Annotated in this window: 29 protein-coding genes; 15 read left to right on the top strand and 14 right to left on the bottom strand. The window is 67.5% G+C overall.

What is annotated here, in order from left to right; translation table 11 throughout:
- Positions 1-27 precede the first annotated feature (27 nt).
- A complete protein-coding gene (locus ACFXHA_RS37895) occupies positions 28-1,491 on the top strand; it encodes a carboxylesterase/lipase family protein (RefSeq protein WP_379364933.1) in 1,464 nt (487 codons plus the stop codon).
- Here the strand turns inward: ACFXHA_RS37895 and ACFXHA_RS37900 are convergent.
- Positions 1,488-2,156 carry a hypothetical protein gene (locus ACFXHA_RS37900; protein ID WP_379364935.1) on the bottom strand — a complete coding sequence of 223 codons (669 nt, stop codon included), beginning with the start codon at positions 2,154-2,156 and terminating at the stop codon, positions 1,488-1,490. The genes ACFXHA_RS37895 and ACFXHA_RS37900 overlap by 4 nt on opposite strands.
- Positions 2,141-2,494 carry a PadR family transcriptional regulator gene (locus ACFXHA_RS37905; protein ID WP_379364936.1) on the bottom strand — a complete coding sequence of 118 codons (354 nt, stop codon included), beginning with the start codon at positions 2,492-2,494 and terminating at the stop codon, positions 2,141-2,143. The genes ACFXHA_RS37900 and ACFXHA_RS37905 overlap by 16 nt, the downstream gene beginning before the upstream one ends.
- A 74-nt stretch (positions 2,495-2,568) precedes the next feature.
- On the opposite strand from ACFXHA_RS37905, the gene ACFXHA_RS37910 reads away from it, so the two are divergent.
- The 4 genes from ACFXHA_RS37910 to ACFXHA_RS37925 all read left to right on the top strand — a co-directional run bounded on the left by ACFXHA_RS37910 (position 2,569) and on the right by ACFXHA_RS37925 (position 5,801).
- A complete protein-coding gene (locus ACFXHA_RS37910) occupies positions 2,569-3,231 on the top strand; it encodes an LppX_LprAFG lipoprotein (protein ID WP_379364938.1) in 663 nt (220 codons plus the stop codon).
- A gap of 11 nt (positions 3,232-3,242) precedes the next feature.
- Complete coding sequence (locus ACFXHA_RS37915; protein ID WP_379364940.1) at positions 3,243-3,986, top strand: ABC transporter ATP-binding protein; 744 nt, start codon at positions 3,243-3,245, stop codon at positions 3,984-3,986.
- Complete coding sequence (locus ACFXHA_RS37920) at positions 3,986-4,723, top strand: ABC transporter permease (protein ID WP_379364942.1); 738 nt, start codon at positions 3,986-3,988, stop codon at positions 4,721-4,723. The genes ACFXHA_RS37915 and ACFXHA_RS37920 overlap by 1 nt, the downstream gene beginning before the upstream one ends.
- Before the next feature lie 196 nt (positions 4,724-4,919).
- Positions 4,920-5,801 (top strand): esterase/lipase family protein, encoded by an 882-nt coding sequence (locus ACFXHA_RS37925; RefSeq protein WP_379364944.1) that lies wholly within the window; start codon positions 4,920-4,922, stop codon positions 5,799-5,801.
- A gap of 83 nt (positions 5,802-5,884) precedes the next feature.
- Here the strand turns inward: ACFXHA_RS37925 and ACFXHA_RS37930 are convergent, their stop codons facing one another.
- The 3 genes from ACFXHA_RS37930 to aroQ form a co-directional block, all read right to left on the bottom strand.
- Positions 5,885-6,400, bottom strand: a complete 516-nt coding sequence (locus ACFXHA_RS37930) for a LysM peptidoglycan-binding domain-containing protein (protein WP_379364946.1) — start codon at positions 6,398-6,400, stop codon at positions 5,885-5,887.
- Between the two features lie 123 nt (positions 6,401-6,523).
- Positions 6,524-6,934 carry a PaaI family thioesterase gene (locus tag ACFXHA_RS37935; protein ID WP_379364948.1) on the bottom strand — a complete coding sequence of 137 codons (411 nt, stop codon included), beginning with the start codon at positions 6,932-6,934 and terminating at the stop codon, positions 6,524-6,526.
- A gap of 112 nt (positions 6,935-7,046) precedes the next feature.
- Positions 7,047-7,634, bottom strand: coding sequence for a gamma subclass chorismate mutase AroQ (gene aroQ / locus ACFXHA_RS37940; protein WP_379364950.1), 588 nt, complete (start codon positions 7,632-7,634; stop codon positions 7,047-7,049).
- Between the two features lie 173 nt (positions 7,635-7,807).
- Between aroQ and ACFXHA_RS37945 the strand changes: the two genes are divergently transcribed.
- Positions 7,808-7,999, top strand: a complete 192-nt coding sequence (locus ACFXHA_RS37945) for a hypothetical protein (protein WP_379364952.1) — start codon at positions 7,808-7,810, stop codon at positions 7,997-7,999.
- Here the strand turns inward: ACFXHA_RS37945 and ACFXHA_RS37950 are convergent.
- A complete protein-coding gene (locus ACFXHA_RS37950) occupies positions 7,986-8,999 on the bottom strand; it encodes an AraC family transcriptional regulator ligand-binding domain-containing protein (protein WP_379364954.1) in 1,014 nt (337 codons plus the stop codon). The two genes, ACFXHA_RS37945 and ACFXHA_RS37950, sit on opposite strands and share 14 nt — an antisense overlap.
- Positions 9,000-9,077: 78 nt before the next feature.
- On the bottom strand, positions 9,078-10,163 hold the full coding sequence (locus tag ACFXHA_RS37955) for an LLM class flavin-dependent oxidoreductase (protein ID WP_379364956.1): 1,086 nt from the start codon (positions 10,161-10,163) through the stop codon (positions 9,078-9,080).
- Between the two features lie 71 nt (positions 10,164-10,234).
- Here ACFXHA_RS37955 and ACFXHA_RS37960 point away from each other — a divergent pair, with 71 nt between their 5' ends.
- Positions 10,235-10,564, top strand: a complete 330-nt coding sequence (locus tag ACFXHA_RS37960; RefSeq protein ID WP_379364958.1) for a winged helix-turn-helix transcriptional regulator — start codon at positions 10,235-10,237, stop codon at positions 10,562-10,564.
- A gap of 269 nt (positions 10,565-10,833) precedes the next feature.
- On the top strand, positions 10,834-12,822 hold the full coding sequence (gene ligA / locus ACFXHA_RS37965; protein ID WP_379364960.1) for an NAD-dependent DNA ligase LigA: 1,989 nt from the start codon (positions 10,834-10,836) through the stop codon (positions 12,820-12,822).
- Here the strand turns inward: ligA and ACFXHA_RS37970 are convergent.
- Together ACFXHA_RS37970 and ACFXHA_RS37975 are read right to left on the bottom strand one after the other, a co-directional pair.
- Positions 12,819-13,961 carry an ATP-grasp domain-containing protein gene (locus ACFXHA_RS37970; RefSeq protein WP_379365313.1) on the bottom strand — a complete coding sequence of 381 codons (1,143 nt, stop codon included), beginning with the start codon at positions 13,959-13,961 and terminating at the stop codon, positions 12,819-12,821. The two genes, ligA and ACFXHA_RS37970, sit on opposite strands and share 4 nt — an antisense overlap.
- An 85-nt stretch (positions 13,962-14,046) precedes the next feature.
- Positions 14,047-14,337 (bottom strand): MerR family transcriptional regulator, encoded by a 291-nt coding sequence (locus ACFXHA_RS37975; protein ID WP_379364962.1) that lies wholly within the window; start codon positions 14,335-14,337, stop codon positions 14,047-14,049.
- Positions 14,338-14,487: 150 nt separating this feature from the next.
- Here ACFXHA_RS37975 and ACFXHA_RS37980 point away from each other — a divergent pair, with 150 nt between their 5' ends.
- A complete protein-coding gene (locus tag ACFXHA_RS37980) occupies positions 14,488-15,501 on the top strand; it encodes a helix-turn-helix domain-containing protein (protein WP_379364964.1) in 1,014 nt (337 codons plus the stop codon).
- Between the two features lie 4 nt (positions 15,502-15,505).
- On the opposite strand, the gene ACFXHA_RS37985 is transcribed toward ACFXHA_RS37980, so the two are convergent.
- The 4 genes from ACFXHA_RS37985 to ACFXHA_RS38000 all read right to left on the bottom strand — a co-directional run bounded on the left by ACFXHA_RS37985 (position 15,506) and on the right by ACFXHA_RS38000 (position 18,239).
- Complete coding sequence (locus tag ACFXHA_RS37985) at positions 15,506-16,717, bottom strand: FAD-dependent monooxygenase (RefSeq protein WP_379364966.1); 1,212 nt, start codon at positions 16,715-16,717, stop codon at positions 15,506-15,508.
- Positions 16,718-16,906: 189 nt separating this feature from the next.
- The gene (locus ACFXHA_RS37990) at positions 16,907-17,482 is read right to left on the bottom strand and encodes an NADPH-dependent FMN reductase (protein ID WP_379364968.1); all 576 of its coding nucleotides are present in this window, start codon (positions 17,480-17,482) and stop codon (positions 16,907-16,909) included.
- Entirely contained in the window at positions 17,479-17,985 is a 507-nt protein-coding gene (locus ACFXHA_RS37995; RefSeq protein ID WP_379364970.1) for a carboxymuconolactone decarboxylase family protein, read from the bottom strand. Before ACFXHA_RS37995 ends, ACFXHA_RS37990 begins: the two co-directional genes overlap by 4 nt.
- Positions 17,986-18,023: 38 nt before the next feature.
- A complete protein-coding gene (locus tag ACFXHA_RS38000; protein WP_379364971.1) occupies positions 18,024-18,239 on the bottom strand; it encodes a hypothetical protein in 216 nt (71 codons plus the stop codon).
- Positions 18,240-18,437: 198 nt separating this feature from the next.
- Here ACFXHA_RS38000 and ACFXHA_RS38005 point away from each other — a divergent pair, with 198 nt between their 5' ends.
- The 5 genes from ACFXHA_RS38005 to ACFXHA_RS38025 all read left to right on the top strand — a co-directional run bounded on the left by ACFXHA_RS38005 (position 18,438) and on the right by ACFXHA_RS38025 (position 22,316).
- Positions 18,438-18,932, top strand: coding sequence for a nuclear transport factor 2 family protein (locus tag ACFXHA_RS38005; RefSeq protein ID WP_379364972.1), 495 nt, complete (start codon positions 18,438-18,440; stop codon positions 18,930-18,932).
- Between the two features lie 97 nt (positions 18,933-19,029).
- The gene (locus ACFXHA_RS38010; RefSeq protein WP_379364974.1) at positions 19,030-19,176 is read left to right on the top strand and encodes a DUF1059 domain-containing protein; all 147 of its coding nucleotides are present in this window, start codon (positions 19,030-19,032) and stop codon (positions 19,174-19,176) included.
- Between the two features lie 77 nt (positions 19,177-19,253).
- Positions 19,254-20,033 carry a M50 family metallopeptidase gene (locus tag ACFXHA_RS38015; protein WP_379364976.1) on the top strand — a complete coding sequence of 260 codons (780 nt, stop codon included), beginning with the start codon at positions 19,254-19,256 and terminating at the stop codon, positions 20,031-20,033.
- A 106-nt stretch (positions 20,034-20,139) separates the two neighbouring features.
- Entirely contained in the window at positions 20,140-20,949 is an 810-nt protein-coding gene (locus ACFXHA_RS38020; RefSeq protein WP_379364978.1) for an SAM-dependent methyltransferase, read from the top strand.
- Positions 20,950-21,011: 62 nt separating this feature from the next.
- A complete protein-coding gene (locus tag ACFXHA_RS38025) occupies positions 21,012-22,316 on the top strand; it encodes a diguanylate cyclase domain-containing protein (protein WP_379364980.1) in 1,305 nt (434 codons plus the stop codon).
- Here ACFXHA_RS38025 and ACFXHA_RS38030 read toward each other — a convergent pair.
- The gene (locus tag ACFXHA_RS38030) at positions 22,267-23,058 is read right to left on the bottom strand and encodes a 3-oxo-5-alpha-steroid 4-dehydrogenase (RefSeq protein WP_379364982.1); all 792 of its coding nucleotides are present in this window, start codon (positions 23,056-23,058) and stop codon (positions 22,267-22,269) included. The two genes, ACFXHA_RS38025 and ACFXHA_RS38030, sit on opposite strands and share 50 nt — an antisense overlap.
- Positions 23,059-23,181: 123 nt before the next feature.
- Here ACFXHA_RS38030 and ACFXHA_RS38035 point away from each other — a divergent pair, with 123 nt between their 5' ends.
- Positions 23,182-24,186: a hypothetical protein gene (locus ACFXHA_RS38035; protein ID WP_379364984.1), complete on the top strand. Its 1,005-nt coding sequence runs from the start codon at positions 23,182-23,184 to the stop codon at positions 24,184-24,186.
- The last annotated feature ends 1 nt before the right edge of the window (position 24,187 follow it).

A 24,187-nucleotide genomic window follows, 5' to 3' on the forward strand; every position in this document is an offset into this window, starting at 1 on the left:
CGCTGGATTCCAGGCCAGGGAGGCGTCGTGACAGACCGACTCGTAGTCGAGACGACCGAGGGTGTTGTGCGGGGTGTGCCGGACAGCGGTGACGGGAGGTGCTTCGGCGGGATCCCGTTCGCGATGCCGCCGGTCGGTGAGCTCCGATTTCGGCCGCCGCAAACGCCGCAGCGTTGGAGCGGTGTCCGGTCGGCCGAGCATTTCGCGCCCGCCCCGGCGCAGGGCGCGGGAGGTCTGGCGGGCGACGGGAGGTCCACGTTTCCCACCTTCCCGACCGCGGAAATCACTGTGACCTCGGAGGACTGCCTGTATCTGAACGTGTGGACGCCGCCGCCGGGCGGCGAACCGCTCCCGGTGATCGTGTGGATATTCGGCGGCGGGCTAGAGGCCGGGTCGGCCAATCCGCCGTACAGTGACGGCTCGGCCCTGTCCCGCCTCACGGGTGCCGTCGTGGTGACGATCAATTACCGGCTCGCCGCGCTCGGGCATCTCTATCTCGAGGGGTGGTCGTCGAATCTCGCACTACAGGATCAGATTTCGGCTCTCACCTGGGTGCGGCGCAATATCGAGCGGTTCGGCGGGGACCCGGCCAACATCACCGTGGCCGGGCAGTCCGCGGGCGCATTCTCGATCGGGGCCCTGCTCGGCATCCCCGGCGCGGCCGGCCTGTTCGACAAGGCAATGCTGCACAGCGGCAACGCATCACGGATCATCGACCGGCAGGTGGCCACCGAGATCGCTGCCGATCTGCTCGACGCCCTGCACCTGGACGGACTCGAACAACTCCAGCAGGTGCCACTGCAAGCGATCCTGGATGTGCAGGGCACGGTGGTGTCCGGCGATATCGGAGAGCGCAACCTGCCGGGCGGCCGGGCCTGGGGCCCCGTCATCGATGGCACCGTGGTTCCCGAGCATCCGCTGCACGCGATCACCGGAGACGTTCCACTGCTGGTGGGCACCACCCGCGACGAGGTGCAGATATTCCGCCGTCTCGCGGGCGACGCCTTCGGGGTGCCGATCCCCCAGCTCCACAACGAGATACGCCGGATCGGAGTCGGCGACCCGGCAGCCTTGACCGATGCCTACGCCGCCCGGATCGGCTCCTCCGACCCGGCCGACCTGCGAGCCGCCTTTCTCACCGACGCGGTCTACCGCAGGCCCGCGATCGACCTGATCCGAGCGCAACTCGCGGCGGGCGGCACCGCCCACCACTTCCTCCTCGAGGACGAACCGTGCGGCCCGCAACTGGGCGCGTTCCACGGCTCCGACCTGCTGTTCCTCTTCGACAAGCTGGCCCAGGTCGACGCGGCCACCCCGCCCCACCAGGCCGTCCAGGCGACGCTGATCCAAGCCTGGAAGGACTTCCGGTGGAAGGGAGATCCCGGCTGGACACCATGGACCCCCGGAATTCCCCATTCCCGGGCGATCGGCGGCACGAACGACATGGTCGAAGAACCGCCCGCGGACACTGTCGACGCCTGCTGGCCCTAGGTGGCCGGGGCCAGGGCGCGGGCGGGGCCGAGGCGGGGGACGCTGGTGACGGCGATGCTGATGCGGGTGACGCTGACCAAAGCGCCCAGGGTTACCGGAAGAACTACGAGATCGTGGGGGGCTTCGGCGATCAAGGCGAGGAGTGTGATCAGCAGGGTCGCGTCGATGAAGACGGCCACCGCTGCGGTGACAAGGAGGGCCTTGGCGGCCAATCGGGTTGGGATGCGGACGAATCGGCTGGCGCGGCCGGTCGAGGCGATGGCGGCGACTGCGCACGGCACGCCGATGAGGACGGCGAGTGCCATCGCAATGAGGCCGAAGATGGTCAGCGAGAGCGGCACCGCGCTGAACGACCCCAGCAGTGCCGCGGTGCCCCACAGCAGTCCGATCACCGGGCCGAGGGCGGTCAGGGTGCAGCCGTAGCGGTGAATCCGCTTGCCGGACAGCACCGGAACGAACTCGTCGGCGACCTCCGTGGGCCCGCCGAACTCCCCGATCGCGGCCGCCTGCGCACGGTCGAGCGAAAGCCCCTGTGCGCGATGATATTCCGTAGCCTCGTGCAGGCCGTCGCCGATCTCGGCGAGGATCGCCTGGCGTTCCCACCAGGTACCCGTCAGCCGGGTGGCCAGGTCGTCGAGATAATCGTCGATCACACTGCGGGACATGGCTGTTCCCCCATTCCGGCGTTCCCCTCCATCAGGCCACCCACGGCCGCCACGAAATCCCGCCAGGACGCCCGCTCGACCCCGAGCCGGCGGTGACCGGCGGCGCTGAGGGCGTAGGTGCGCCGACGGCGACCGCCCTCGCTGGACCAGGTGCCGTCGATCAGACCGGCCTGTTCGAGCCGGTGCAGTGCGGGATAGATGGTCCCCTTGGGCAGGTCGAAGTGGCCGCCGGTGCGAGTGCGGAGCGCGTCGATGACGCCGTAGCCGTGGCGCGGGCCGTCGGCGAGCACGGCGAGGATCATGCCGTCCAGGTGCCCTTTCAGCACTTCTGCGCTCATGGGTAGTCAGCCTACCCTTCGACGGAAAAGTCGCCTAGCCTATGGGTAGCGTCCCTACCCGTAGGAGGCTTCCGGTGCGCTTCAGAATCGCGAGTGCGGTGGTCGCACTCATCACGGCCGGTGCGCTCACCGGCTGCGCCGACGGATCGGGGGGACTGCCCGATGCCGGGCTGATGATGCGCGACGCCGCGATCTCCGCGGGCGCAATAGGTTCCGCGCATCTGATGCTGCGGGCCGAGGGCGCGGTGCCGGGTTTTCCACTGCGCGCACTCGAGGCCGATGTGTCCAAGGACGCCGGGGGTAGCGCCACCGGTGCGGCGACGCTGCCCAGCGGTTCGGTGACGCACTTCGTCGCGACACAAGGCAAGGTATTCAGCAAGTCCGACAAGGGAACTCTGGTTCCGATGCCGGCCGGATTTCCCAGTCCCAGCGGCATGATCGGACGCGACGGCGGCCTGGCGCAGCTGTTGCGTTCACTGCGTGACCCGGAAACCGTTGGGCGCGAACAGTTCAGCGGCGTGGACGCATTCAAGATCGAGGCGCTGGTGCCCGCCGAATCGCTGTCGTCGATCCTGCCGGGCACGACCGAGGATGCGACGCTGACGGTGTGGGTGCGGGTCCGCGGAGCTCACCTGCCACTACAAACCGTTCTCGGTTTTCCGCAACACCCGGACGCGCAGCTGACCGTCACGGTGTCCAAATCCCAGTCGGCCGCGGTGCCGGGCATCAAATCATGAAGGAACACGAAATGCCGGACAGCACAATAGAAGTGCGTGATCTCGAGGTCAGCCGCGGTAAGCAGCAGGTGCTGCGCGAGATCAGTTTCGCGCTGTCGCCGGGCAGCGTGACCGGTCTGCTCGGTCCCAGCGGATCAGGGAAGACGACCTTGCTGCGCGCCATCGTGGGCGTGCAGCGCATCCGTTCGGGCAGCGTCACCGTGCTGGGACGACCGGCGGGGGCGGCCGAGCTGCGCAGGCAGGTCGGCTATGTGACGCAACAGCCTTCGGTCTACGGCGACCTGACCATTCGCCAGAACGCCCGCTATTTCGCCAAGATCCAAGGCACCGGGGCGGCTTCGGCCGATGCCGCGATTCGCGATGTGGGCCTGGCCGATATCGCCGATCGCATGGTGGACGCGCTCTCGGGCGGACAGCGTGCCCGCGTTTCCCTGGCGTGCGCGCTGCTGGCGAATCCCGCCGTGCTGATTCTGGATGAACCGACCGTCGGCCTGGATCCGGTACTGCGCCGCGATATCTGGGCCCAGTTCCACGAACTCGCTGCAGCAGGAACCACGCTGCTGGTGTCGAGTCACGTGATGGACGAGGCGGATCGCTGCGAACGTCTGCTCCTGCTGCGCGACGGCCGACTGCTCGCCGATGAGACACCCGCCGACCTGCGTACCGCCACCGGCGCACCCGACCTCGAAGAAGCCTTCCTGCGCCTGATCCTGCGACAGTCCGACACCTCCGATGCCCGAAAGGTGCTCGCCTGATGTCTGTTTCGCTGACCCTCGCCACCACCCTGCGCGTGCTCACCCAGGTCCGTCACGACCGCCGCACCATCGCCCTGGTCCTCACCATCCCGAGCCTGCTGCTGGCGCTGCTGCGCTTCATCTTCGACGACCGGCTCGACATCTTCGATCAGATCGGCCTGATGCTGCTCGGCATCTTCCCCTTCACCTCGATGTTCCTGATCACCAGCGTCGCGATGCTCCGCGAGCGGGTCAGCGGCACCCTGGAACGCCTGCTCAGCACTCCCCTGCACAAACTCGATCTGCTGTTCGGCTACGCCATCGCCTTCGCGTTCCTGGCCGCCGTCCAGGCGTCCATCGCCTGCGCGGTCGCCTACGGCCTGCTGAACCTGCGCACGCAGGGCAATATCGCGACGGTCCTGCTCATCGCCGTCAGCACCGCCATCCTCGGCTGCTGTACCGGCCTGCTCACCAGCGCCTTCGCCCGCACCGAATTCCAGGCTCTGCAGTTCATGCCCGCCATCGTGTTCCCGCAGATCCTGCTGTGCGGACTGATCTGGCCCCGCGAGGAAATGTCGAAAGCACTCCAGATCGCCAGCGACGTCATGCCATTGCGCTACGCCGCCGAGGCCATGAGCGAAGTCGGCACCTTCCCGCTACCCACCACTCGCCTCTGGCTCGACCTGCTCGTCCTCGCCGCTTTCGCCGTGGCCACCCTCTTCGCCGGCGCGGCTACCCTGCGCCGGCAGAGCAACTGATCGGCCGAATATCATTCGCCCGCACCCGAATTACCGCCATTGACGAAATAGCAACAATCCGCCGCCGGATATGTGCCGATGCACAGTGAAAGCATTCCCGAATTTCGAGACGCCCCAACGGTTTTTGGAATAAGTTCCTGCCCTACACCACCGCAGCGGTGTGAATTTATTGCGTTTCTCGATGAGGAGTTCTCTCGTGCGTCCCCTCTACCGTTTCATTCTCGCTGCCGCCGTCTCGATGACGACGCTGGCGGGCGCGTGCTCCGGAATCGCCGCTGCGGCACCGTCGTCCGGGTACAACGATTTCACGTGTCAACCCAGCACCGCCCATCCCGAACCGGTGGTGCTGCTACACGGTCTCGGCGGCAACGCCCTGGGCAATGTGGGGCCGATGGCGACGGCGCTGGCGGCACAGGGCTATTGCACGTACGCGCTCACCTACGGCAAGGTCGAAGAGGCATTCCCCGTCGGCGGCACCATCGACATCGACAAGTCCGCGCACGAGATCGCGGCATTCATCGACAAGGTTCTCGGTGCCACCGGGGCGAGCAAGGTCGACATCGTCGGGCACTCCGAAGGCGCGTTCCAGTCGCTCTACATCCCGAAGGTGCTCGGTTACGCCGGGAAAGTAGCCAAGGTGGTCGCCCTGGCTCCCCCGACCCACGGCACCACCTTCGTGGGCCTGGTGACGGTGGCGCAGGCCGCCGACCTGACCTTCCTGGTCGACAAGGTGCTGCCGCTGGGATGCGCGGCCTGCGATCAGCTCATCGTCGGCGGATCGGCGGTGAAAACTCTTGACAGCGGCCAGATCTCGCAGACCGGCGTCGATTACACGATCATCGCCAGCAAGGCCGACGTCCTGGTGGTGCCGCACAAGTCCACCCTGCTCAACACCACCGAGACCGCCTTCGTGCCCGAGAGCGGCGTGCACAACAGCTACGTCCAGGACACCTGCCCGCTCGATCCGGTCGGCCATATCGGCCTGGCCTACGACCTCGACGTCACCCAGATGGTCTCCAATGCCCTCGACCCCGCCCACACCACCCGGGTGATCTGCACTCTCGGCATCCCGAGCTGAGCGGCCGGTCATCATCAAAGGAATGAACGCCGTTGCGGTGCAACGGCGTTCATTCGTTCTCGGGATCGGGTGCCGACTTTCGGTCAGGGAATCGTCAGGACCTGGCCGACATTGATCATGTCCGGGTTGTCGAGGCCGTTGGCCCGGACGATGTCCATGAAGCGGTCGCGGCTGCCGAGCTCGCGTTCCGCGATGGATTCGAGGGTGTCACCGGCCTCGACGGTGTACGGATGCGGGCCCGGCCCCGACTGAGCGGCCGGACTGGTCTGTTCGGTCGCGGTCTTGGTGGACCAGACGGCCTTGTCGCCCGCGTACAGCACCACATTGCGGTCCGGTTGCAAGGTCAGGCGGTTCGCGCCTTTGCCATTGGTGCCGGTGGACCAGGCGGCGCTGCCGTCGGATTTGTAGAGCACGAAGTTGCCATCGTCTTGCATGGTGGCTCGCTGCACGTCCTGGCCGTGTGTGCCGGACGCCCACACCTCGGTGCCCGCTTCGGCCAGAACCAGATTTCCGTCGTTCTGCAGGGTCAGGGAGTAGCCGCCGTTCTGTAGCGAGCTGCCCAAACCGAGCTCATCACCGATCTGCAGGGTATCGCTCACGACTGTTCCTCTCGGAGAAGGTTCATTCGCTCTCGATCAATCACACGCAGTACGCGGTCATGCACCCGCACCGACGATACGCCGGTGGATATTCACCCGACCGCGGCGGTTCCCGCCGATCGATCAGCCGGGTCCTCCGTTGGCGAACACGGCACTGGCCCGCACGATTCGCTTCCCGTCGCTGGACAGGTAGCAGTTGGCGAAACCGAGCCGATTGCCGATCTTCTGGATATCGGTGGTGGCAATGACTATGTCGCCCTTTGCCGCGGTGCCGACGAAGTCGACGGTGAGGCTGGCCGTGACCAGGCGCAGCGGCGGCTCCTGTGCGAAGGCGCTCGCGTAGCCGAGCGCGACATCCGCCAATGCCGCCAGCACGCCACCGTGGGCGAATCCGCGCGCATTGACGTGCCGGTTGTCGATGGCCAGGGCGAATTCGAGGCCCTCTTCGCCGCTGCGGGACCACAGCGGACCGATCAGATCCAGGAACGGGCTGGTGCGGGGGTACACCGCGAAACCGGGTCGCGGAGGCTCCATGTCACGACCTGCCGAGATTGATGTTGCGCATCGACGCCTATGCCTTCTCCCAGAGGACCGAACCCGATCATTCTGCGGCCGAATCGGTCTCGGCGGGAGAGATCGCGAGATGTCATGTCCCGCACAGCGGCAGCACAGCCCTGACCAGGGCCGCCTGGTGCAGCAGGTCGGCGTGGGTCGCCTGGACCGTGGCCGAGACGCTGTTCGCGAGTTGTACGGCGCAGCCGGGTTCGGTCAGTTCGGTTCGGTCACCGGCCAATTCGTCGATGATCTCGCCGTTGACACGGTCGATGACGGACCGCACCGGGGCGAGGTCCGGGGCGGCGGAGGCGGGCGGGATCAGGCCGTATTGCCATTGGGCGACGAGGCCGCGCTGGACCAGCTTGTTCGCCTCGATCTGGGCGGTGAACACCTGCCGCACCCAGTCGGCCGGTAGGCCCTGTGCCGCACCCGAACTCGCCATGGAGTCGTATACCTGAGCTTCGCGGACCGGGTCGTCGATCGTCGGCTGGCTGCCGTCGGCGAGCGCGCCCGCCCATTTGACGGCCGCCACGGTATCGGCGGTCTGGAGTCGTTCGGCCACGAGACCGACCAGCCGGTCCAGTGACGCGGGCCGGTCTGCCTGGGCGGGGCCCGCACCCGCGGCCTGGCCGCCCAGCACGACGATCGACGAAAGTGTCGCCACAACTACGCTCTTCACTCGAAAATCATGAAGCACACTGTGCTCCGGTGTCGTGCGACCAGCCGTTTGACGCGTTTGCCCGAGGCTGACGCGTTTCGCACTGGCCGATCGGCGATTATGTAGCAACACTTGATAATCGAACCACACCGAGAGGTATGGCCTGCTTCTGTACCCGAGTGCGAGGAGACACCTTGTCGGATTCCCGAGACGGCGCCGTCGCCTACGTGATCGCGGCCTTGGAAGCCAAGGGCACCGCTACCCGCGATGACTTCGATGTCCTCGGGATCGTCGACGCCTCCCACGCGATCACCGAGGACTGGGACCTGGCGATCATGGAGCGATCCCTGTTCTGGGGCATCGCCGCCGGATTCATGAAGGTGTGACCCCGACCCTGGGTGCATGACCGCGGGTCACCACCGCCCAGCGCAATGCCGCCCGGCGCATGGACGCCGAATCCGCGTAGCCGAGCAGTTCCGCTTGCCTGCTGCGGCTGACCGGGCCGCCGGTCGACGCCGCGACGAGGCGGGCCGAGCGCGCCCGGTCCAGTTCGCGCCGCCAGGTCGTGCCCGCATCGGCCAGCCGGCGCTGCAAGGTCCGCGGGCTGGTGGCGAGCCGGCGCGCGACTCGATCCAGCGACACTTCCCCCTCGTCCAGCGCCTCGGCCACGGCCACCGCGACCCGTTCCGGCCATGCGGACGACAGTGGCGGAGGCGGCGGCAGCGCGTCGGCCAGCGGCCGCAGCACGGTGGCCAGCACCGGATCGGCGGTGGTGAGCGGCAGCTCCATATCGGCGGCACGGAACACCATCGCATCGGTGTCGGCCTCGAATTCGAGGGTGGCGCTGCCGAATACCTCTCGATAGGCGTCCAGTCGCCGGGGCGCGGAACGCCGCAGCGAAACCCGCACCGGATTCAGCGGACTGTCCAGGACACGGCGCGCCCGCGTCAGCACCGCCGCCAACCCCCACAGCTGGGTGTGGTCGCGCGTCGCGTCGCCACCGTCGACCATGTCGAGCTGCAGGGCCGGCCCGTGTCCGGTGTCGACCAGGTCGAAACGATGGTTGGTGGTGACGGCGCTGACATACCGACCGCAGGTCGCCAGGCCCGCGCCGAGCGTGGGCGCACTGGTGAAGAGGTAGTCGTAGAGCCCGGTCGCCTTGAGCTCGTACCGGCTCGCCACCCGCAACGCCACATTCGGATCGTCGAGCTGGTGTGCCCCGACCTCCCACAAACGCCAGAAGGATTCGCTGGGCACGTGCACACCGCCGCCGCTCAGCGTCCACTCCGGCACGCCGCACTCGCTGATCAGGCGATGTCGATCCAGGCCCATCGTCGTCAGCTGAGAGATCACGAACCGGTGCAACAGAGTCTGATCCGTACCCAACGCCCCTCCTACGCCTCATCCGATCGAAGGCAAAGGCTATACCGCGCGGGCCGAGCGGAACCTGGCAACGTGAGGAGGTCAGGCGACGGATCCCTCGCGTACTTGCGCGGTATGCGCGGTATGTGCGGTTTCGGCGTAGCTGCGCAGGGCCGGGGCTATTTCGGTGCCGAGGCGGTGAACCGACTCTTCGACGGCCTCGCGGGGTAGGCCACCCCAGTCGACGAGGGCTTGGACACGGTCGAAGTGGATCGCGTCGTAGAGCTCGGCGAGTTTGGTGGTGACGTGGTCGCTGGTGCCGATCATGAGGTGGCGGCCGGGTTGCATGCCGAGCTGGAATTGCGTTGGGGTGACGGTGAATCCGCCTCCGCCCTGGTGCTTGGGTCGCAGGAAATCGTAGTAGTAGGGGTAGGTGGCGGCCGCGGCTTCCATGGTGGATGCGCTGAAGTAGTGCAGGGCGACGCCCAGGCGCAGTTTGTCGGCATTACCGGATTGCGCACCGGCTTCCCGGTAGATCTGCGCCAGGGTCCGCAGCCGTTCGGGTGTGCCGCCGATATAGCCGAGAATCATCGGCACGCCGAGGTGTCCGGCACGCGCGGCGCTGCCGGGTGTCCCGCCGACACCGAGCCAGACGGGCAGTGGGTCCTGTAGTGCGCGTGGGGTGATGGCGGCCTCGTCGAGGTCCGGCCGGAATTCGCCGTGCCAGGTGAGGGTCGGGGTCGCCCGGAGTTGCAGTAGCAGGTCGAGCTTTTCGGCGAACAGTTCGTCGTAGCGGCTCATATCAGCCCCGAAGAGGGTGAACGGTTCCGGGTAGGCGCTGCGTCCCGCGGTGATTTCGGCGCGGCCGTGGCTGAGCAGATCGAGGGTCGCGTAGTCCTGATAGACCCGTACCGGGTCGAGCGCACCGAGGGTGGTGACCGAACTGGTGAGGCGAATCCTGTTGGTGTGGTTGGCGATCGCGGCCAGCACCACCGCCGGGGACGACACCACGAAGTCTGCGTTGTGATGTTCGCCCAGCCCGAAGTGGTCCAGGCCCAGCCCATCCGCCTGCACACCCAGCGACACGATCTGCTCGATCCGTTCGACCGGCGTGCGCGGGCTGCCGTCCACGGTGACCGGCTGCAGATCGGCCAATGACGCGATCCCGATATCGATCTTCTTGTTCATGAATAGCAAGCTATAGTTTTCATAGTGCGCTAGCAAGTGTGATAGTGACTACGGCATGCGAAGGAATAATCGTGGGTGACGACACCGCGACCGGACCCGACTTCCACTCCGCGATCGAGTTGATCGGCAAGCGCTGGACCGGCGTGATCCTGCAGCACCTACTGGCAGGCCCCCTGCGCTTCAACGAACTGCGCGACCGCATCCCCCGCATCACCGACGCGATGCTCTCGCAGCGTCTCAAGGAGCTCGAAGCGGCCGAGGTCGTCGAACGACTCGTGACGGTCGCCCGCCCCGTCGAGGTCCGCTACACCCTGACCCCCATCGGCACGAAGCTCGAGCCGGTCCTCGCCGCCGTGCTGACCTGGAGCAAGGAATGGGCGGCGGCGCATCGCCTGACTTAGGCGGCGACACTGGCCCGAATTAGGCGGCGGCACTGACCAATCGAGCCCCGGACCGGTCTGCGACGGTTCGGGGCTCGCTGGTTGTCGTTCATCGTGATCGCTCAGCGTGTTCGACGGGTCAGGACGCTACGCCTCCCGGGACACGCCCGTCCGCTGGTTGTGCGGTGCAACACGCACACTGTCCAGTGGCTGTTGCCGAGCCCTGGGGTGGGGGCGGGTTCGGCGGGGGATCTCGGCGATGTCGGTGGGGATGGGTAGCGTTCGCGGTTGTGGAGACTGGGGAACACATTCAGCAGCTGGCCGAGCGCATCGTGGAGTTGCGCGACGCGTACTACCAGGGGTCGCCGCTGGTGGCGGACGCCGACTACGACGCGATCGAGGACGAGCTGCGTCGGTTGATCGAGGAGCATCCGGAGCTGGCGCCGGATCCGAATCCGCTCGAGCAGGTCGGTGCGACCTCGGTGTTGCATGCGCCGGTTCGGCATTCGCGGCCGATGCTGTCGCTGGAGAAGGCGACGACGGCCGAGCAGGTGGCGGCGTTCTTCGACCGTTTTCCGGGGCAGCCGGTGGTGGTGATGCCCAAGCTCGACGGGTTGTCGCTGGCACTGGTCTACGAGGAGGGTCGGCTGACACGCGCGGTGACCCGGGGTGACGGCACCACCGGTGACGATGTGACGCCGCTGGTGCGTGCGCTGCTCGACGGGGTGCCCGAGCGCATCGAACTGCCGGGGCGGGTGGAGGTGCGCGGTGAGGCGGTCATGCTGCGGTCGACCTTCGACGCCTACAACACCGCGCATCCGGACAAGCCGCTGATCAACCCGCGCAATGCGGCGGCGGGCACGCTGCGCGCGAAGGATCCGGCCACCGTCGCCGAACGGCGGCTGCAGTTCTTCGGTTTCGATCTGGACGCCCCCGAAAGCACCGAGGTCGATCTCGAGGAGGGCCTGCGCGCGCTGGGCTTCACCGGCGCGACGATGCGGCACTGCGCCGACGCCGCGCAGGCGCAGGACGCGATCGGCGCGATCGAGCAGGGCCGCAACGATCTCGACTACGACCTCGACGGCGCGGTGCTGCGCCTGGCCGACCGTGACGCCTATGCCGCCGCGGGCACCCGCTCGAACTCACCGCGCGGCGCGCTCGCCTTCAAGTTCGCCGCCGAGGAGAAGACGACGATCCTGGCGGATGTGGTCTGGGATGTCGGCAAGACCGGCAAGATCGTTCCGGTCGCCTGGCTGGAGCCGGTGTTCGTCGGCGGCACCACCGTCACGAAAGCCACGCTCGCCAATCAGGAAGTGATCAAGGCCCGCGACATCAAGATCGGTGACACCGTTCTGGTCCGCCGCGCCGGCGATGTGATCCCGTTCGTCGCGGGCGTGCTGGACGCCGCCCGGCGCACCGGCGCCGAGCGCGAGATCGTGGCGCCCACCGTCTGCCCGTCCTGCGCGCAGCCGGTGACCGAGCAGGGCAACAGCCGGGAACTGTTCTGCACCAACGCTTCCTGCCCCGCCCAGACGGTGCGCAGGCTCATCCACTGGGCGTCGCGACCGGCCGCCGATATCGACGCCATCGGCGGGGTGTGGATCGAAAGGCTCGCCGACGCGGGCATTCTGAACAATCCGTCCGACTTCTACCTGCTGACCAAGGAGCAGATGCTCGAATTCGACGGTATCGGTGAGGTTTCCGCGCAGCGCATGATCGATTCGATCGATGCGAGCCGTGACGTGGGCCTGCGGCGCGCGCTGATCGGGCTGGCCATTCCGATGGCGTCGGAGGGCACTGCCGCGCGCTTGGCACGCTCCGGATTCGGTTCGCTCGAGGAGGTCGCGGACGCGGGCGAGGAACGGCTGGTCGCGGTGGAGGACATCGGCACGAAGGTCGCCGCCTCCCTGACCGCGCACCTGACGCGTCTGCGCCCGGAACTGGAACGCCTACGCGCGGCAGGGGTTTCGCTCGATGTCCGTGCGGAGGACCTGCCACCGGTGGTCGCGGCCGGTGCGCCGCTGGAGGGCAAGACGATCGTGGTCACCGGCGCGATCAGCGATCCGCGCTCGGGCGAGAAGGTCGCCCGGCCGACGTTCCAGCGGCTGTGTGAGAAGGCGGGCGCGACCGCCGTGTCCTCGGTCTCGGCGAATACCGATCTGCTCATCACCGGTGCGGGTGTCGGCGACGCCAAACTGACCAAAGCCGAGAAGCTCGGTGTCGAGGTGGTCGATCAGAACGAGATCTGGAACCTGCTGATCGAGGCGAATATCGTCTAGCGCTCGCGGTGCGGCGCGATCACCCGGACTTCCGATCCGGCGTGGTTGTGCCGCAGCGTGAGTCGCGATTCCCGATCGCGGGGGTCCGGCAGGACCTCCGGGACGGTGGGGCGCGGGGCGATCTCCATGACCGCTTCGGCCACCGCGAGCCGCACACCCGAGCGCGGCGGGTTGCGCAGACCCGAATCACCGTGCAGTAGTAGCCGTATCGCCGCCCAGGGCAGGTTCACATCGGCGAAGGCGGTGTGGAAGAGTCCGGCCGAGGGCCGCGGATTGGCTTCCAGCAGTACCGGTTCGCCCGCGCGGTGGCGCAATTGCACATTGGTCAGATACGCCAGTTCGAAATGGCCGACCAGCCGTCGCGCGATGGACACCGCGACGGGGTCGTCCAGCAGGTCGCGGAAGCGCCCCTGCTTGGCGCGCGGAATCCCCACCAGCAGTTCGCCTCCCACGGCCGAGAGGCAGTCGACGCTGATCTCCGGGCCGTCGAGGTAGGGCATGACGAGCAGGTCGGGCACCGCTTCACCGGCATCGGCGGCCCGGCGCATCGCGCCGGCCACCGCCTCGACCGAGACCGCGGGCTGTGGCTCCGCGAGCAACTGCGCCATGGCCAGCGGGCGATCGTCGAGGATGCGGAATCCGAAAGCCGAGTATTCGCCACTCGGCTTGAGACACAGGCGTTCTCCGGTGTGCGAGAGTTCCTCGACGGCCGCGCGCAACCCGTCGGCATCCGACGCCACCCGCCACGGCGGCACCGGAATCCCCGCCGCCGCAGCGGCCTCGTAGGTGGCCACTTTGTCGGTGAGCGTCCGTACCGAGGACAGCGGCGAGCACATCAGCGCGGTGCCGACCGCCGCGAACTCCGCGCTCCGACCCGCCAGTGCGGCGAGACGTCGCGGCGGGATGAGCACATCGATGCGATGGCGGCGGCAGAAGTCGAGCGCGAACGCGGCATACTCCTCGTCACCGACGTAACGGGGTTCGACCGCCGAGACATCGCACGCCGAGAGCGTGGTCGCCTCCGGATCCACATTGCTGGCATACACGGTGACCTCGACCCCGTCGGGGTTCTGCCGGAGCAACCGCATGATCTGAACGGTCGCGGCACCGGCGCTGCTCAGCCAAACCCGAAGCGTGATGGCGTCGGTCCTTCCCTAGATCCCCCGCGGGCCCGATGAAACGCCCTGTCGCGCACCCGCGGACGCCGATCGTAGCCCCGTTCGGTTACGCGCACATGTCGATCGCCGGTCGACGGAGGAGTCGCTCGATATCGCGGAAATAGTCGAGCAGATCGGCGATTTCGGTCAGCGGCACGCCCGCACCTTCCAGCGCCCGGATCTGTACCAGCCGCAGCAGGTGAGCTGTCCGGTAACGGCCCTGCCCGTGTCCGTCGCTTTCCGGAGCGGAAAGCAGTCCGCGGCAATGGTATCGGCGCACGGTCGCCACCGAGACGCCGGCGAAGGCCGCCGCCCGGTCGATCGTGAATGCGGCCGAGGCGGATTCGGATGTCGTCATATTCACCCCTCACGCTACTTAGCACTACTGACTACCGCTATATAGTAGCACCGAGTACCGGGCGGACAAGCCCACCTCATCCGCCCCCATCTCCGGTGGCGCTGAACATACCGGCTGGTTTGCGCAGCGGATGCTGGATACGCTCGCGCCATGTTCGAAGGCACCATTCCCGCGCGCACCGCCGCGCTCGTCTACGCGGCGGCGCTGCGAATGGGTGTGTCACAGGCCGAGATCGGGGCCACCTCCGGGCTCGATCCAGCACTGCTCGGGGAGCGACTGCTGCGCATCTCGTCGCACACCGTCTGGCGGATCTGGGAACTCATCGAGGCCACCGCGGGGTCGCGGGGCGGACAGTTCGCCGCCGCGCAGGCCGAACGCGGGACGCTCAGCGTGTGGGACTACCTGTTCGCGAACGCCCCCACCCTGGCCGAGAGCATGCGCACCGTGATGGAGCTGCGGCCCGTGGTCGCCAATCCGACCAGCGGCGGCGCCGTGATCGAAGACGGTGGGCTGATGACGATCCGCGACACCGCCTCGCTGTCGACCGCGCGGGTCATCCCCGCGCACGAGGTGTTCACGTTCTCGCTCATGCTGCGGCGCATGCGGGAGGCGACCGGCGTGCACCTCGCCCCCGTGCACGTCGCCCTGACCCAGTCCGCGCCGGTCTGCCATCGGCATCTGGTCGAGGAATTCGGTACCGGGCGAATAGAATTCGGGGCCCCGGTGTCGACCATGACCTTCATCGATGCCGCACGCCTGCCGACCGGCAGCGACCCGAACCAGGCCCGGATCCACCGCCATTACGCGCAACTGCTGATGACCTCGATGCGCGTACAGGGCGACCAGATCAGCGATCTGCGCACCGCGATCCACGAGTCCCTGCGGCACGGCGAACCCGATCTGACCGGTGTCGCACGCCGATTGGCGGCCAGTCCCCGCACCCTGCAACGCCGTCTGCACGCTCAGGGCACCACCTGGCGCGACGAACTCGACTCGGTGCGCAGCGAGCACGCCGTCGCCCTGCTGCGCGAGACGGACCTGCCGGTGGACACCATCGCCGCCCGCCTCGGCTATGCCGACGCCCGCGCCCTGCGGCGCGCCTTCATCCGTTGGAAGGGCGTGCCGCCCAACACCTTCCGCCAGGACTTCCGGGCCATCCGGTAGCCGTTCAGTAGTCCTCGAGCCGGATCGCGTTGGCGGCGTCGACGAGTGGCTTCCTGATGGAACGCAACGCCCGACCCTTCCAGGGCAGGTAGCGCATCACCCGGATGGCCTCGACGTGCATGCGCAGCGCGCCGGGGGTCGCCGCGACCATGTCGTTGGCGATCTTCCGGCCCAGGTCGAGGTTGGCGGTGATGTAGTCGCGGAGCTTGCTGTCATAGCGGGCGTAGGCGACCAGATAGTCGTTACCGGCCACCGCGAGCTCCCCCGCCAGCACATAGGCACCGACCAGGGCCATACCCGCGCCCTGTCCGGAACTCGGCGACGGACTCCAGGCGGCGTCACCGACGAGCGCGACCCGCCCGGAATGCCAGCGGTCCATGCGGATCTGGCTCGCCACCTCGAAGAAGAAGTCCCGCGCCTCGGGCATCGCGTCCAGCAGGCGCGGCACCTCCCAGCCCGCGTCCTGGAACGCCTCGGCGACCGCGCGGCGCTGGGCGGCGACGTCGTTGCGATCAGGCGTCACCTCGGGGGCGGGAAAGATGAACTGCGCCTTGGCGGGCGAGTGCCGGGCGCTGTAGAGCTGCACGACGTGGCCCGGGGTGGGATGCACCAGTTCCCAGTGGTCGAGGCCGAGCTCGTTGGGCACCGAGAAGACGCACACCGCCAGGCCGGTGGGCCGGGCGAATTGCGGTTCGGGACCGAAAACCGCTCGGCGCGTGGCGGAATGCGTGCCGTCGGCGCCGATCACCAGATCGAAGACGCGCGGGCCGGAGTTCTCGAAGCGGACCCGGACACCGGTGTCGCTCTGGTCCAGTCCGGCGATCGAATCGGCGAAGACGTACTCGACATCCGCGCGGGTAGCCTCGAACAGGATCGATACCAGGTCCCCGCGCTGCACTTCCTCGTCCGCGGCGGTCCGCAGCCCGAGCAGGCCGGGTCCCAGGGTCGCCAGCCGCTTGCCGGTGCGGTCGACCCAGTCGCCGCCGCGCATGGCCGTCGAGATCCATCGCACGTCGGCGAGCAGACCCATCCGCGCGATGACCTCCATCGCGGCGCCACGGATATCGACCTTGTAGCCCCCGGTGCGCGGCCCGGCGCACTGTTCGACGACGGTGACCCGGAAGCCGTAGCGGCGCAACCAGAACGCCAGCGCGAGCCCGGCGATACCGGCACCGCTGATCAGGACGGTCTTGCCGGGCGGTCGTCCGGTCGTCATTCCCTTGAGAACCTCTCCATTCGATGACACGTCTCCGACAGTAGGGGCGGTGCACAACTCACCAGGGGGACCGAACGCGCCACAACGAAGCGACCGGGGACCCGTCGCCGCCGAGGGAGCGGCAACGGATACCCGGTCGTCCGTGCGGACCGCACCGCCGAAGAGGGAGGCCCGCCGAACCAGGGTGGTTCAGCGGGAATCGGCGTTGCGGTCGATCTTGGTGGCGAGGGCCGCCAGCAGGCCGGTGAGCAGCCCGATGGTGGTCTCGTCGATGAGGTTGCCGTCCTCGTCGAAGCGCTCGTGCGAGCGGAAGGCGATGACCTCCGGCTTGACCACGACGTCGCTCTCGGTCCACACGAACACCTGGCGCAGCGCGAGTTGCGCACGCACCGAACCGAATTGGGTGGGGGCCGCGCCCATGATGGCGATGGGCTTGCGCAGCAGCGGAAGTCCCTCGGCCTTGGTCCAGTCGGTGCTCACCCAGTCCAGCGCGTTCTTCAGCACACCCGGGATCGAGTAGTTGAATTCCGGTGTGGCGATGAGCAGTCCGTCGGCAGCGGTGATGCGTTCGCGCAGTTCCTGCACGATCGCCGGGCGCAGCGCCGGAGTGTCGAGATCCATGTCGTAGGGCGGGATCTCGCGCAGCTGATCGTAGATCTCGATATCCATACCGGCATTGAACTTCTGGGCCGCGCGCAGCAGCGCGGTGTTGTGCGAGTCCGCGCGCAGGCTGCCCGAGAGGGCGAGGATCTTGCGGTCGGTCACGCTGCGGGCCAATCGTTCTCGGTCTGGGCGACCTTGTTGACGTAGTTGGTGAGGGTCTGCAGCGCGACCAGGGCGACGATCTCGAGCACCTGCTCCTCGGTCCAGCCGGCGGCCAGCGCGGCGGCCGGATCGGCCTTGCCGCGGCTCTCGGTGAGCTCCCGCGCGAACTGCACGGCCGCGGCTTCCTTCGGGTCCTCGGAGGTGCCCGCCTTGGCGGCCTCCACCTCGGCGTCACTGAGCTTGGCGACCCGCTTGCCGGCGAAGGTGTGCGCCGCCACGCAGTAGCCGCACTCGTTGGAGGCGCCGACGGTCAGTGCGATGCGCTCCGAGGTCGGGCCGGGCAGGGTGCCGCCCTTGAGCGCACCCATCAGCCCCAGGTAACCCTCCAGCACCGCATCCGAATTCGCCATCACCTTGGTCATGTTCGGCACGCGCCCCATGCGCTTTTGCACCTGCTCGAACAGCGGGTGTTCCTGCACCGGTACGAACATTGTCTTGCTCACTCTCTGATTTGCCTTGTCCAACAGTCGATTCGGGTTGCTCAGGTGCGGGCGGCGCGCGCGGCGTTCAGGGTGACCGCCGCCGCGTTCCAGATCGCGTACACGGTCACCGCGTACGGCACCCAGGTCGGGTGATGCACACCGATCAGCACCACGGTCGCGAGGCCGAGGGCGAGGGCGCGAATCACGATCCCGTTGTGCGCCAGGCTGCGCAGCACCGGGAGAACCAGCGGTTCGGAAGTTTTGATCGATGACACGTCCAAAACCGTAAGATCCGGCCGCGCCGCCGGGCAGGGACACAACACGCCAACAACCAGGTTTTGCGCGCCATCGGTTCCGAACGGAGATATCACGCCGGCCCGTCTCCGGGACCGCACCTTGACGCGGTTAAGCGAGAGTGCTTAATTCGTGGGTGGGCGTCGACGCGGACGCACCCCGACGAAAAGAGATGCACCATGGGCAAATTCAGCCGGTCGGAACTCGAGGAAGCGCTGCACCACTACAGCGGGGTCGTCGACACCTGCTCCGAGACCGGGGACTGGGCCCCGTTCGCGGACCTCTTCGTCGAGAACGTCGAGTACATCGAACACGCCTACGGCACCTTCCACCACCGCGAAGACGTCCGCGCGTGGATCGTCGAGGTCATGAAGCCGTTCCCGCACATGCGCTTCCCCCACGAATGGATCGCCTACGACGAGGACAACGACGCCATCGTCGTCGGCATCAAGAATCTCCTCGACCACCCCACCGAACCCGGCGTCGAATTCTGGTTCCCCAACACCACCCGCCTGGTCTACGCGGGCGACAACCTCTTCGCCAGCGAGGAGGACATTTACAACCCGGCCCGCGACGCCGCCCGCGTCATCGGCGAGTGGATTCAGGCGGGCGGGGTCATGCGCGCCGCCCCGGCGGTCCAGATGAAGCACGTCGTCATGGGCGAGGTGCAGTAGCACCGAGCCCGGGGATCATCACTAGACTCGGGCACCGGCGTCGAATCAGCCCCTGTTCCAACGACTTCGACGCCGTCGCACTGGAAGGAATCACGTCATGAAAACCCGTCTCAGCTGCCCTTGCGGCGAATACATCACCGGCACCGACGAGGACGATCTCGTCGAGAAGACCAAGGCGCATCTCGCCGCCAACCATCCCGGGCACGACTACAGCCGCGACGAGATCCTCTTCATCGCGCACTGAACACCGTCATACCGCAGCGAACGCCGCGACCACGCCGACCTGTGGCTGCGCTCAGCCGCAGCCGATAGGGTGCGGCGGTGGATACAGCGGAGTTCGTTCAGCGGGGCAGCACGATCCTGGATCGGCTGTCGACGACGCAGGCCGCGCCACCGTGGCAACTGGTGGTGGGGACCGGTGTGGTGGCGCTGGTGCTGGTGGTGTTCCATCCGACGTGGCGGGTGCTGCGCAATGCGGTGACCATCGCGCATGAGGGCGGGCACGCGTTCACAGCGCTGCTGACCGGGCGGCGGCTCAACAGCATCCGATTGCATTCGGATACTTCCGGTCTCACCGTGTCCAGTGGAAAGCCGTACGGGCTGGGCATGATTCTGACGATGGCCGCCGGATATCCCGCGCCCGCGCTGGTCGGGCTGGGGTATGCCGCGCTGCTGGGCGCGCACCGGATCACGCTGATGCTGTGGCTGACCATCGCGCTGCTGCTGGTGCTGCTGATCAAGGTGCGCAACTTCTACGGTCTGCTCTCACTGCTGGTGACCGGCGGGGTGGTGTTCGCGGTGTCGTGGTTCGGCACCGATACCGCCCAGGCCGTGCTGGCGTATTCGGCGGCCTGGTTCCTGCTGCTGGCGGCGGTGCGGCCGGTGATCGAACTGCAGCGAAACCGCGCGCACGAACCGAATTCGGATGCCGATCAACTCGCGCGGCTGACCCGCATTCCGGGACTGCTGTGGGTGCTGGTGTTCGGCGCGATCGCCGTGTGCTCGCTGGTCCTCGGCGCGCGGCTGCTGCTGGCCGACGTGACGGGAGTGTGCGTGCCCGCCTTCACGCACAGCACCTGCGCGGCATCCACCACACCGTGACGATTGCCGCGCATGCGCCCGAGAACGGTATCGCTGCAAGGATTCTGGTGAACGGCGACTAACATTCGGGGTGCACCGTCCGGGTGCTCGCAAGGAGGGTTTCGGGATGGAAAGACCGGCATGGGCCCCGGAGGGCGTGGACATGAACCGGCCCAGCCCCGCGCGGATGTACGACGCGCTACTGGGTGGCTCCCATAATTTCGAGGTCGACCGTCGTGCCGCCGAACAGGCCAAGGTCCTGGTCCCGGATCTGCCGCGGCTGGCGTTGAGCAATCGCGCCTTTCTGCGGCGCGCGGTGCGGTACCTGGTGGATTCGGGTGTGCGGCAGTTCCTCGACATCGGTTCGGGCGTGCCGACCGCGGGCAATGTGCACGAGGTCGCGCAGGAGATCGATCCCGAATGCCGGGTGCTCTACGCGGATATCGATCCGGTGGCCGTGGCGCATGCGCGCGCGATTCTCGCCGGCAATGACCGCGCCACCGCCATCGAGGCGGATCTGCGCGAGCCCGCCGCGCTGTTGGAGCAGGCACGGGGAACCGGCATCATCGATTTCGACCAACCGGTCGGCGTGCTACTCATCGCGGTCCTGCACCTGATGAGCGATGACTTCGCACCCGTGGACAAGGTCAACGGCCTCTACGACGCGGTGCCCGCCGGCAGCTTCGTCGCCATCTCGCATCTCACCTCCGCCAACCGCCCCGAGGACGCCGCCAAACTGGCGAACAATTCCGCGCACGTCAGCAAGATCGGCCTGCAGTTCCGCTCGCGTGCGGAGATCACCGCGCTGTTCGGCAAGTGGGAGCCGATCGAGCCCGGTGTGGTGGAATTGCCGTTGTGGCGGCCGGAATCCGACCGCGATCAGCATGAGGAACCGGGCCGTTCGCTCGGTCTGGCGGGCGTGGGCCGCAAGGGCTGAAACATCCGGGTCCGCGGCGTTCGCACCCGGAAGTTCGATGGTTCAGAGGTAGGGGGTCAGCGGTGGAGGCAGGTGAGCTGGCGGTCCGATGGGCCGCCATGCTGGACGGCTCGGTAGCGCCGACGCTCACCCGCACCCAGGTGGAGCAACTGCTCGAAAGCTTCAGTGCCCGCCTGATCGCGGCGGTCCGCGGCACCGAGGACATGACCGTGGCCCGCGAGGCCGCCGCCGCGCTGGTCGCCGCCAACTACCGCGATCCCCTCGCCGTGCACCGCTCGGTGCTGGTGCTGTGCAAGGACCTGGTGACAGCCGTCTGCCCCGAACTCGACTGTCCCGATTACTGGCCCGTGCGCGAGCGCGCCGTGGATCTGGCCGCCGAGTTCGCGGCCGAGTTCACCGCCGGACTGCGCAATGCCGCACTGGCCGAACAGGAGACGACGCTCAGCGCCGCGCTCACCGCAGCCCGCGAGGCCGAGGCCCGGCGGCACCTGTCGGAGGCGCGGTTCCAGGCCATCTTCGAGGGCGCGTCGGTGGGCATCGGCACCGTGGACATCACCACGGGCACGGTGGTCGACGTCAATAACGCCATGGCCGAAACCCTCGGCGTCCCGGCCGAACTCATGCCGGGCCGGTCGGTGGCCGACATTCTCGGACCGGAGAATATCGGCGAGGCGTTCGGGCTGTTCCAACGGCTGATCGCCGGGGACATCGACCGCTTCCGCTTCGAGACCGATCACACCAAACCCGATGGCACGCACACCATCATCGATCTCTCGATGACCATCGTGCGCGACACCGACGGGCGGCCGCGCTTCCTGATCGGTGTCACCGTGGATATCACCGACCGCAAGCAGCTGGCCGATCAGCTCTGGTACGACGCGCACCACGATTCGCTGACCGGACTGCCCAACCGGCTGCTGTTCTTCGACCGTCTCACCGCCGCCGACGGACAGGTCGGGGTCTGCTATCTGGATCTGGACGGCTTCAAGGAGATCAACGATCGCCGCGGCCACACCGCCGGTGACCGGGTGCTGCGTGATGTGGCACAGCGACTGCAAGGCGCGCTGCCGCCCAACGCGGTGGTGGCACGGTTGGGCGGTGACGAGTTCATCGTGCTGGTCGAAAACTGCTCGGCCCGCGCCGAATTGGACACCGTCGCGGAGAGTCTGCTCGCGGCGCTGCACGATCCCTTCGATGTGGCCGGACTGCTGGTGACGGTGGGCGCGAGCATCGGCACCGCGCTGGTGGACACCGACGCCACCGCCATCGACGAGCTCATGCACGCCGTCGACACCGCCATGTACCGCGACAAGGCGGCTAGATCACGAACGGCACCAGCGCCTTTCGCTCGGCCGGGTAATCGCTGAACTTCTCCCGGTACCAGCCGTGGGTGGCGAAGGCGCGCGGCACCAGGTTGCCGAAGGTGATCAGGAAGATGACCACGCCGGGCAGCGCCCAGGTGAGGATGGCGAATCCCGCCCAAGCGACCAGCTCACCGAGATAGGTGGGGCTGGTGACGAATCGGAATCCCAGACCGTACGGAATCTTGTATTCGGTTGCGCCCGGGTTGTTCTTGTCGCGCAGATTGCGCACGATCCCCTCCGAGCTGACCAGCAGCGCGAAACCCGCCAGGTAGACGATCAATCCGATGATGAAGCGCGGATCGGTCAGCCAGCTGGTGCCGTACTGCCCCAGGTAGTCGTGGCTGAAGAGCGCACCGTTGAGGTAGCCGTGCAGCGCCGTCACGAACATGCCCATGCCCATGACCGAAACGTTGAAACTGCTGGTCTTGCCGGGCACCTGGCGGATATTGAGGGGGAAGAACCAGCCGCGATTGCCGTAGTGCAGAATCCAGATGGCCGCCAGCACCAGGGAAGTCGGCTCGAAGCGGCGTGGACCCGACAGGTACGCGACCGCGAAGACCACGGTGGCCGGAATCTCCATCAGCCACCAGCCGAGTTTCGGATTGAGGTTGAGTCCGAGCTTGGTGGTGGCGAAGCGGCCGTAGGGGCTCTGCCCGAACAGGCCGCCGATGAGCACGAACGCCGCGAACGCGAAGGCGATCGTCAGCACGGTGTCGTAGACGGTATTGCCGGTATACCAGTTCATTCGAGGTCCTTCAGGTGGAAAACTAGAACAGGTTCTACCACGGCGGGCATGCCGACCGGTACCCATCGGCGGACACGGCAGGTGACCGGCGGGTAGGTTTACGAGAACCCGGAGGGAGGCACGGTGGGTTCGCAGGGATGGGATGCACTGCTCAAATGGATGCCGTTTTTTCTCGAGGAGGACGAGGACGCGGACGAATCCGGACTCGGATGGAACCCGCGGTTCATCCAGGTCCGTGACGAACTCACCGGCCGCCGAGCGCATTTCGCGCAGCAGGGCACCGAGATCGAAGTGATCGTGGCCGTCCCCGAGACCGCCGACGACGCCGAACGGCTGCTGGGCGTGCTGCGCGAGCAGCCCGACGGCACCTGGGATCCGGTGCCGCTGCCGTCGGAATCCGATGCCACCGCACCGGATCCGCAGTGGCGGGCCATGCAGCGGGTGCATCAACAGCCGCGGCTGGCGCGCGAATGGAGCACCGGCTGGCAACGCGGCGAAGCCGTCGATCAGCGGCGCGGGACCGCCGAATCGGTGGTGGCCGTGCTGCGCGACGGCCTGGACATGCGCGGCGAGCAACTGCGCTTCACCACCTGGAGCATGGACGCGCCCGGCAGCGGCAGCTACGGCCTGCCCGCCGACCGGCCCAGCGAACGCGAGGCGCCCACGGTCTGTTCGGACTGGGCCGATTTCGAGGCCCGGCTGGACTGGGCACTGACCACACTACCCTGGGACGGGGTGATCAACCTCAGCACCCCGCATCCCGGCCCCGATCCGTGCTTCGTCCAATTCCTGCACGGGCGTCAGCTTTTCAACGAGGCCAGCGGCTGGGACGTGGCCGGACTCGGCTCGGGCGAATTCGATCGGCGCATGCGCGATCTGGGCTGGAGCTTCGCACCGCACAGCGTGCCCGGCGGCGCGGCGCTCATCTGGGAGGGGCCACTGGCCAAGGCCGGATTCAACCCCAGCCTCTGCGATGCGCCGCGGCGCACGGTCGCGACCTTCACCGAGGTGTTCACCGTCGGCCATCCGCAGGATCTGGTCTTCCGGGCCTTCCGCAACGGGCAGCGACGTGACGCGGAATTGCGCTATCTCGACCTGGAACTCGGAATCCCGCGCGACGTCCGGTGAG

Source organism: Nocardia sp. NPDC059240, from assembly GCF_042753865.1.
Lineage (GTDB): Bacteria > Actinomycetota > Actinomycetes > Mycobacteriales > Mycobacteriaceae > Nocardia.

Excerpts from the sequence above, each read along its gene's own strand:
- ACFXHA_RS37920 (WP_379364942.1), top strand. The coding sequence starts at position 3,986 with ATGTCTGTTTCGCTGACCCTCGCCACCACCCTGCGCGTGCTCACCCAG.
- ACFXHA_RS37905 (WP_379364936.1), bottom strand. The coding sequence starts at position 2,494 with ATGAGCGCAGAAGTGCTGAAAGGGCACCTGGACGGCATGATCCTCGCC.
- ACFXHA_RS37900 (WP_379364935.1), bottom strand. The coding sequence starts at position 2,156 with ATGTCCCGCAGTGTGATCGACGATTATCTCGACGACCTGGCCACCCGG.
- ACFXHA_RS37980 (WP_379364964.1), top strand. The coding sequence starts at position 14,488 with ATGTTCGAAGGCACCATTCCCGCGCGCACCGCCGCGCTCGTCTACGCG.
- ACFXHA_RS37975 (WP_379364962.1), bottom strand. The coding sequence starts at position 14,337 with ATGACGACATCCGAATCCGCCTCGGCCGCATTCACGATCGACCGGGCG.
- ACFXHA_RS38030 (WP_379364982.1), bottom strand. The coding sequence starts at position 23,058 with ATGAACTGGTATACCGGCAATACCGTCTACGACACCGTGCTGACGATC.
- ACFXHA_RS37985 (WP_379364966.1), bottom strand. The coding sequence starts at position 16,717 with ATGACGACCGGACGACCGCCCGGCAAGACCGTCCTGATCAGCGGTGCC.
- ACFXHA_RS38005 (WP_379364972.1), top strand. The coding sequence starts at position 18,438 with ATGGGCAAATTCAGCCGGTCGGAACTCGAGGAAGCGCTGCACCACTAC.
- ACFXHA_RS37935 (WP_379364948.1), bottom strand. The coding sequence starts at position 6,934 with ATGGAGCCTCCGCGACCCGGTTTCGCGGTGTACCCCCGCACCAGCCCG.
- ACFXHA_RS37915 (WP_379364940.1), top strand. The coding sequence starts at position 3,243 with ATGCCGGACAGCACAATAGAAGTGCGTGATCTCGAGGTCAGCCGCGGT.
- ACFXHA_RS38010 (WP_379364974.1), top strand. The coding sequence starts at position 19,030 with ATGAAAACCCGTCTCAGCTGCCCTTGCGGCGAATACATCACCGGCACC.
- ACFXHA_RS37955 (WP_379364956.1), bottom strand. The coding sequence starts at position 10,163 with ATGAACAAGAAGATCGATATCGGGATCGCGTCATTGGCCGATCTGCAG.
- ACFXHA_RS38020 (WP_379364978.1), top strand. The coding sequence starts at position 20,140 with ATGGAAAGACCGGCATGGGCCCCGGAGGGCGTGGACATGAACCGGCCC.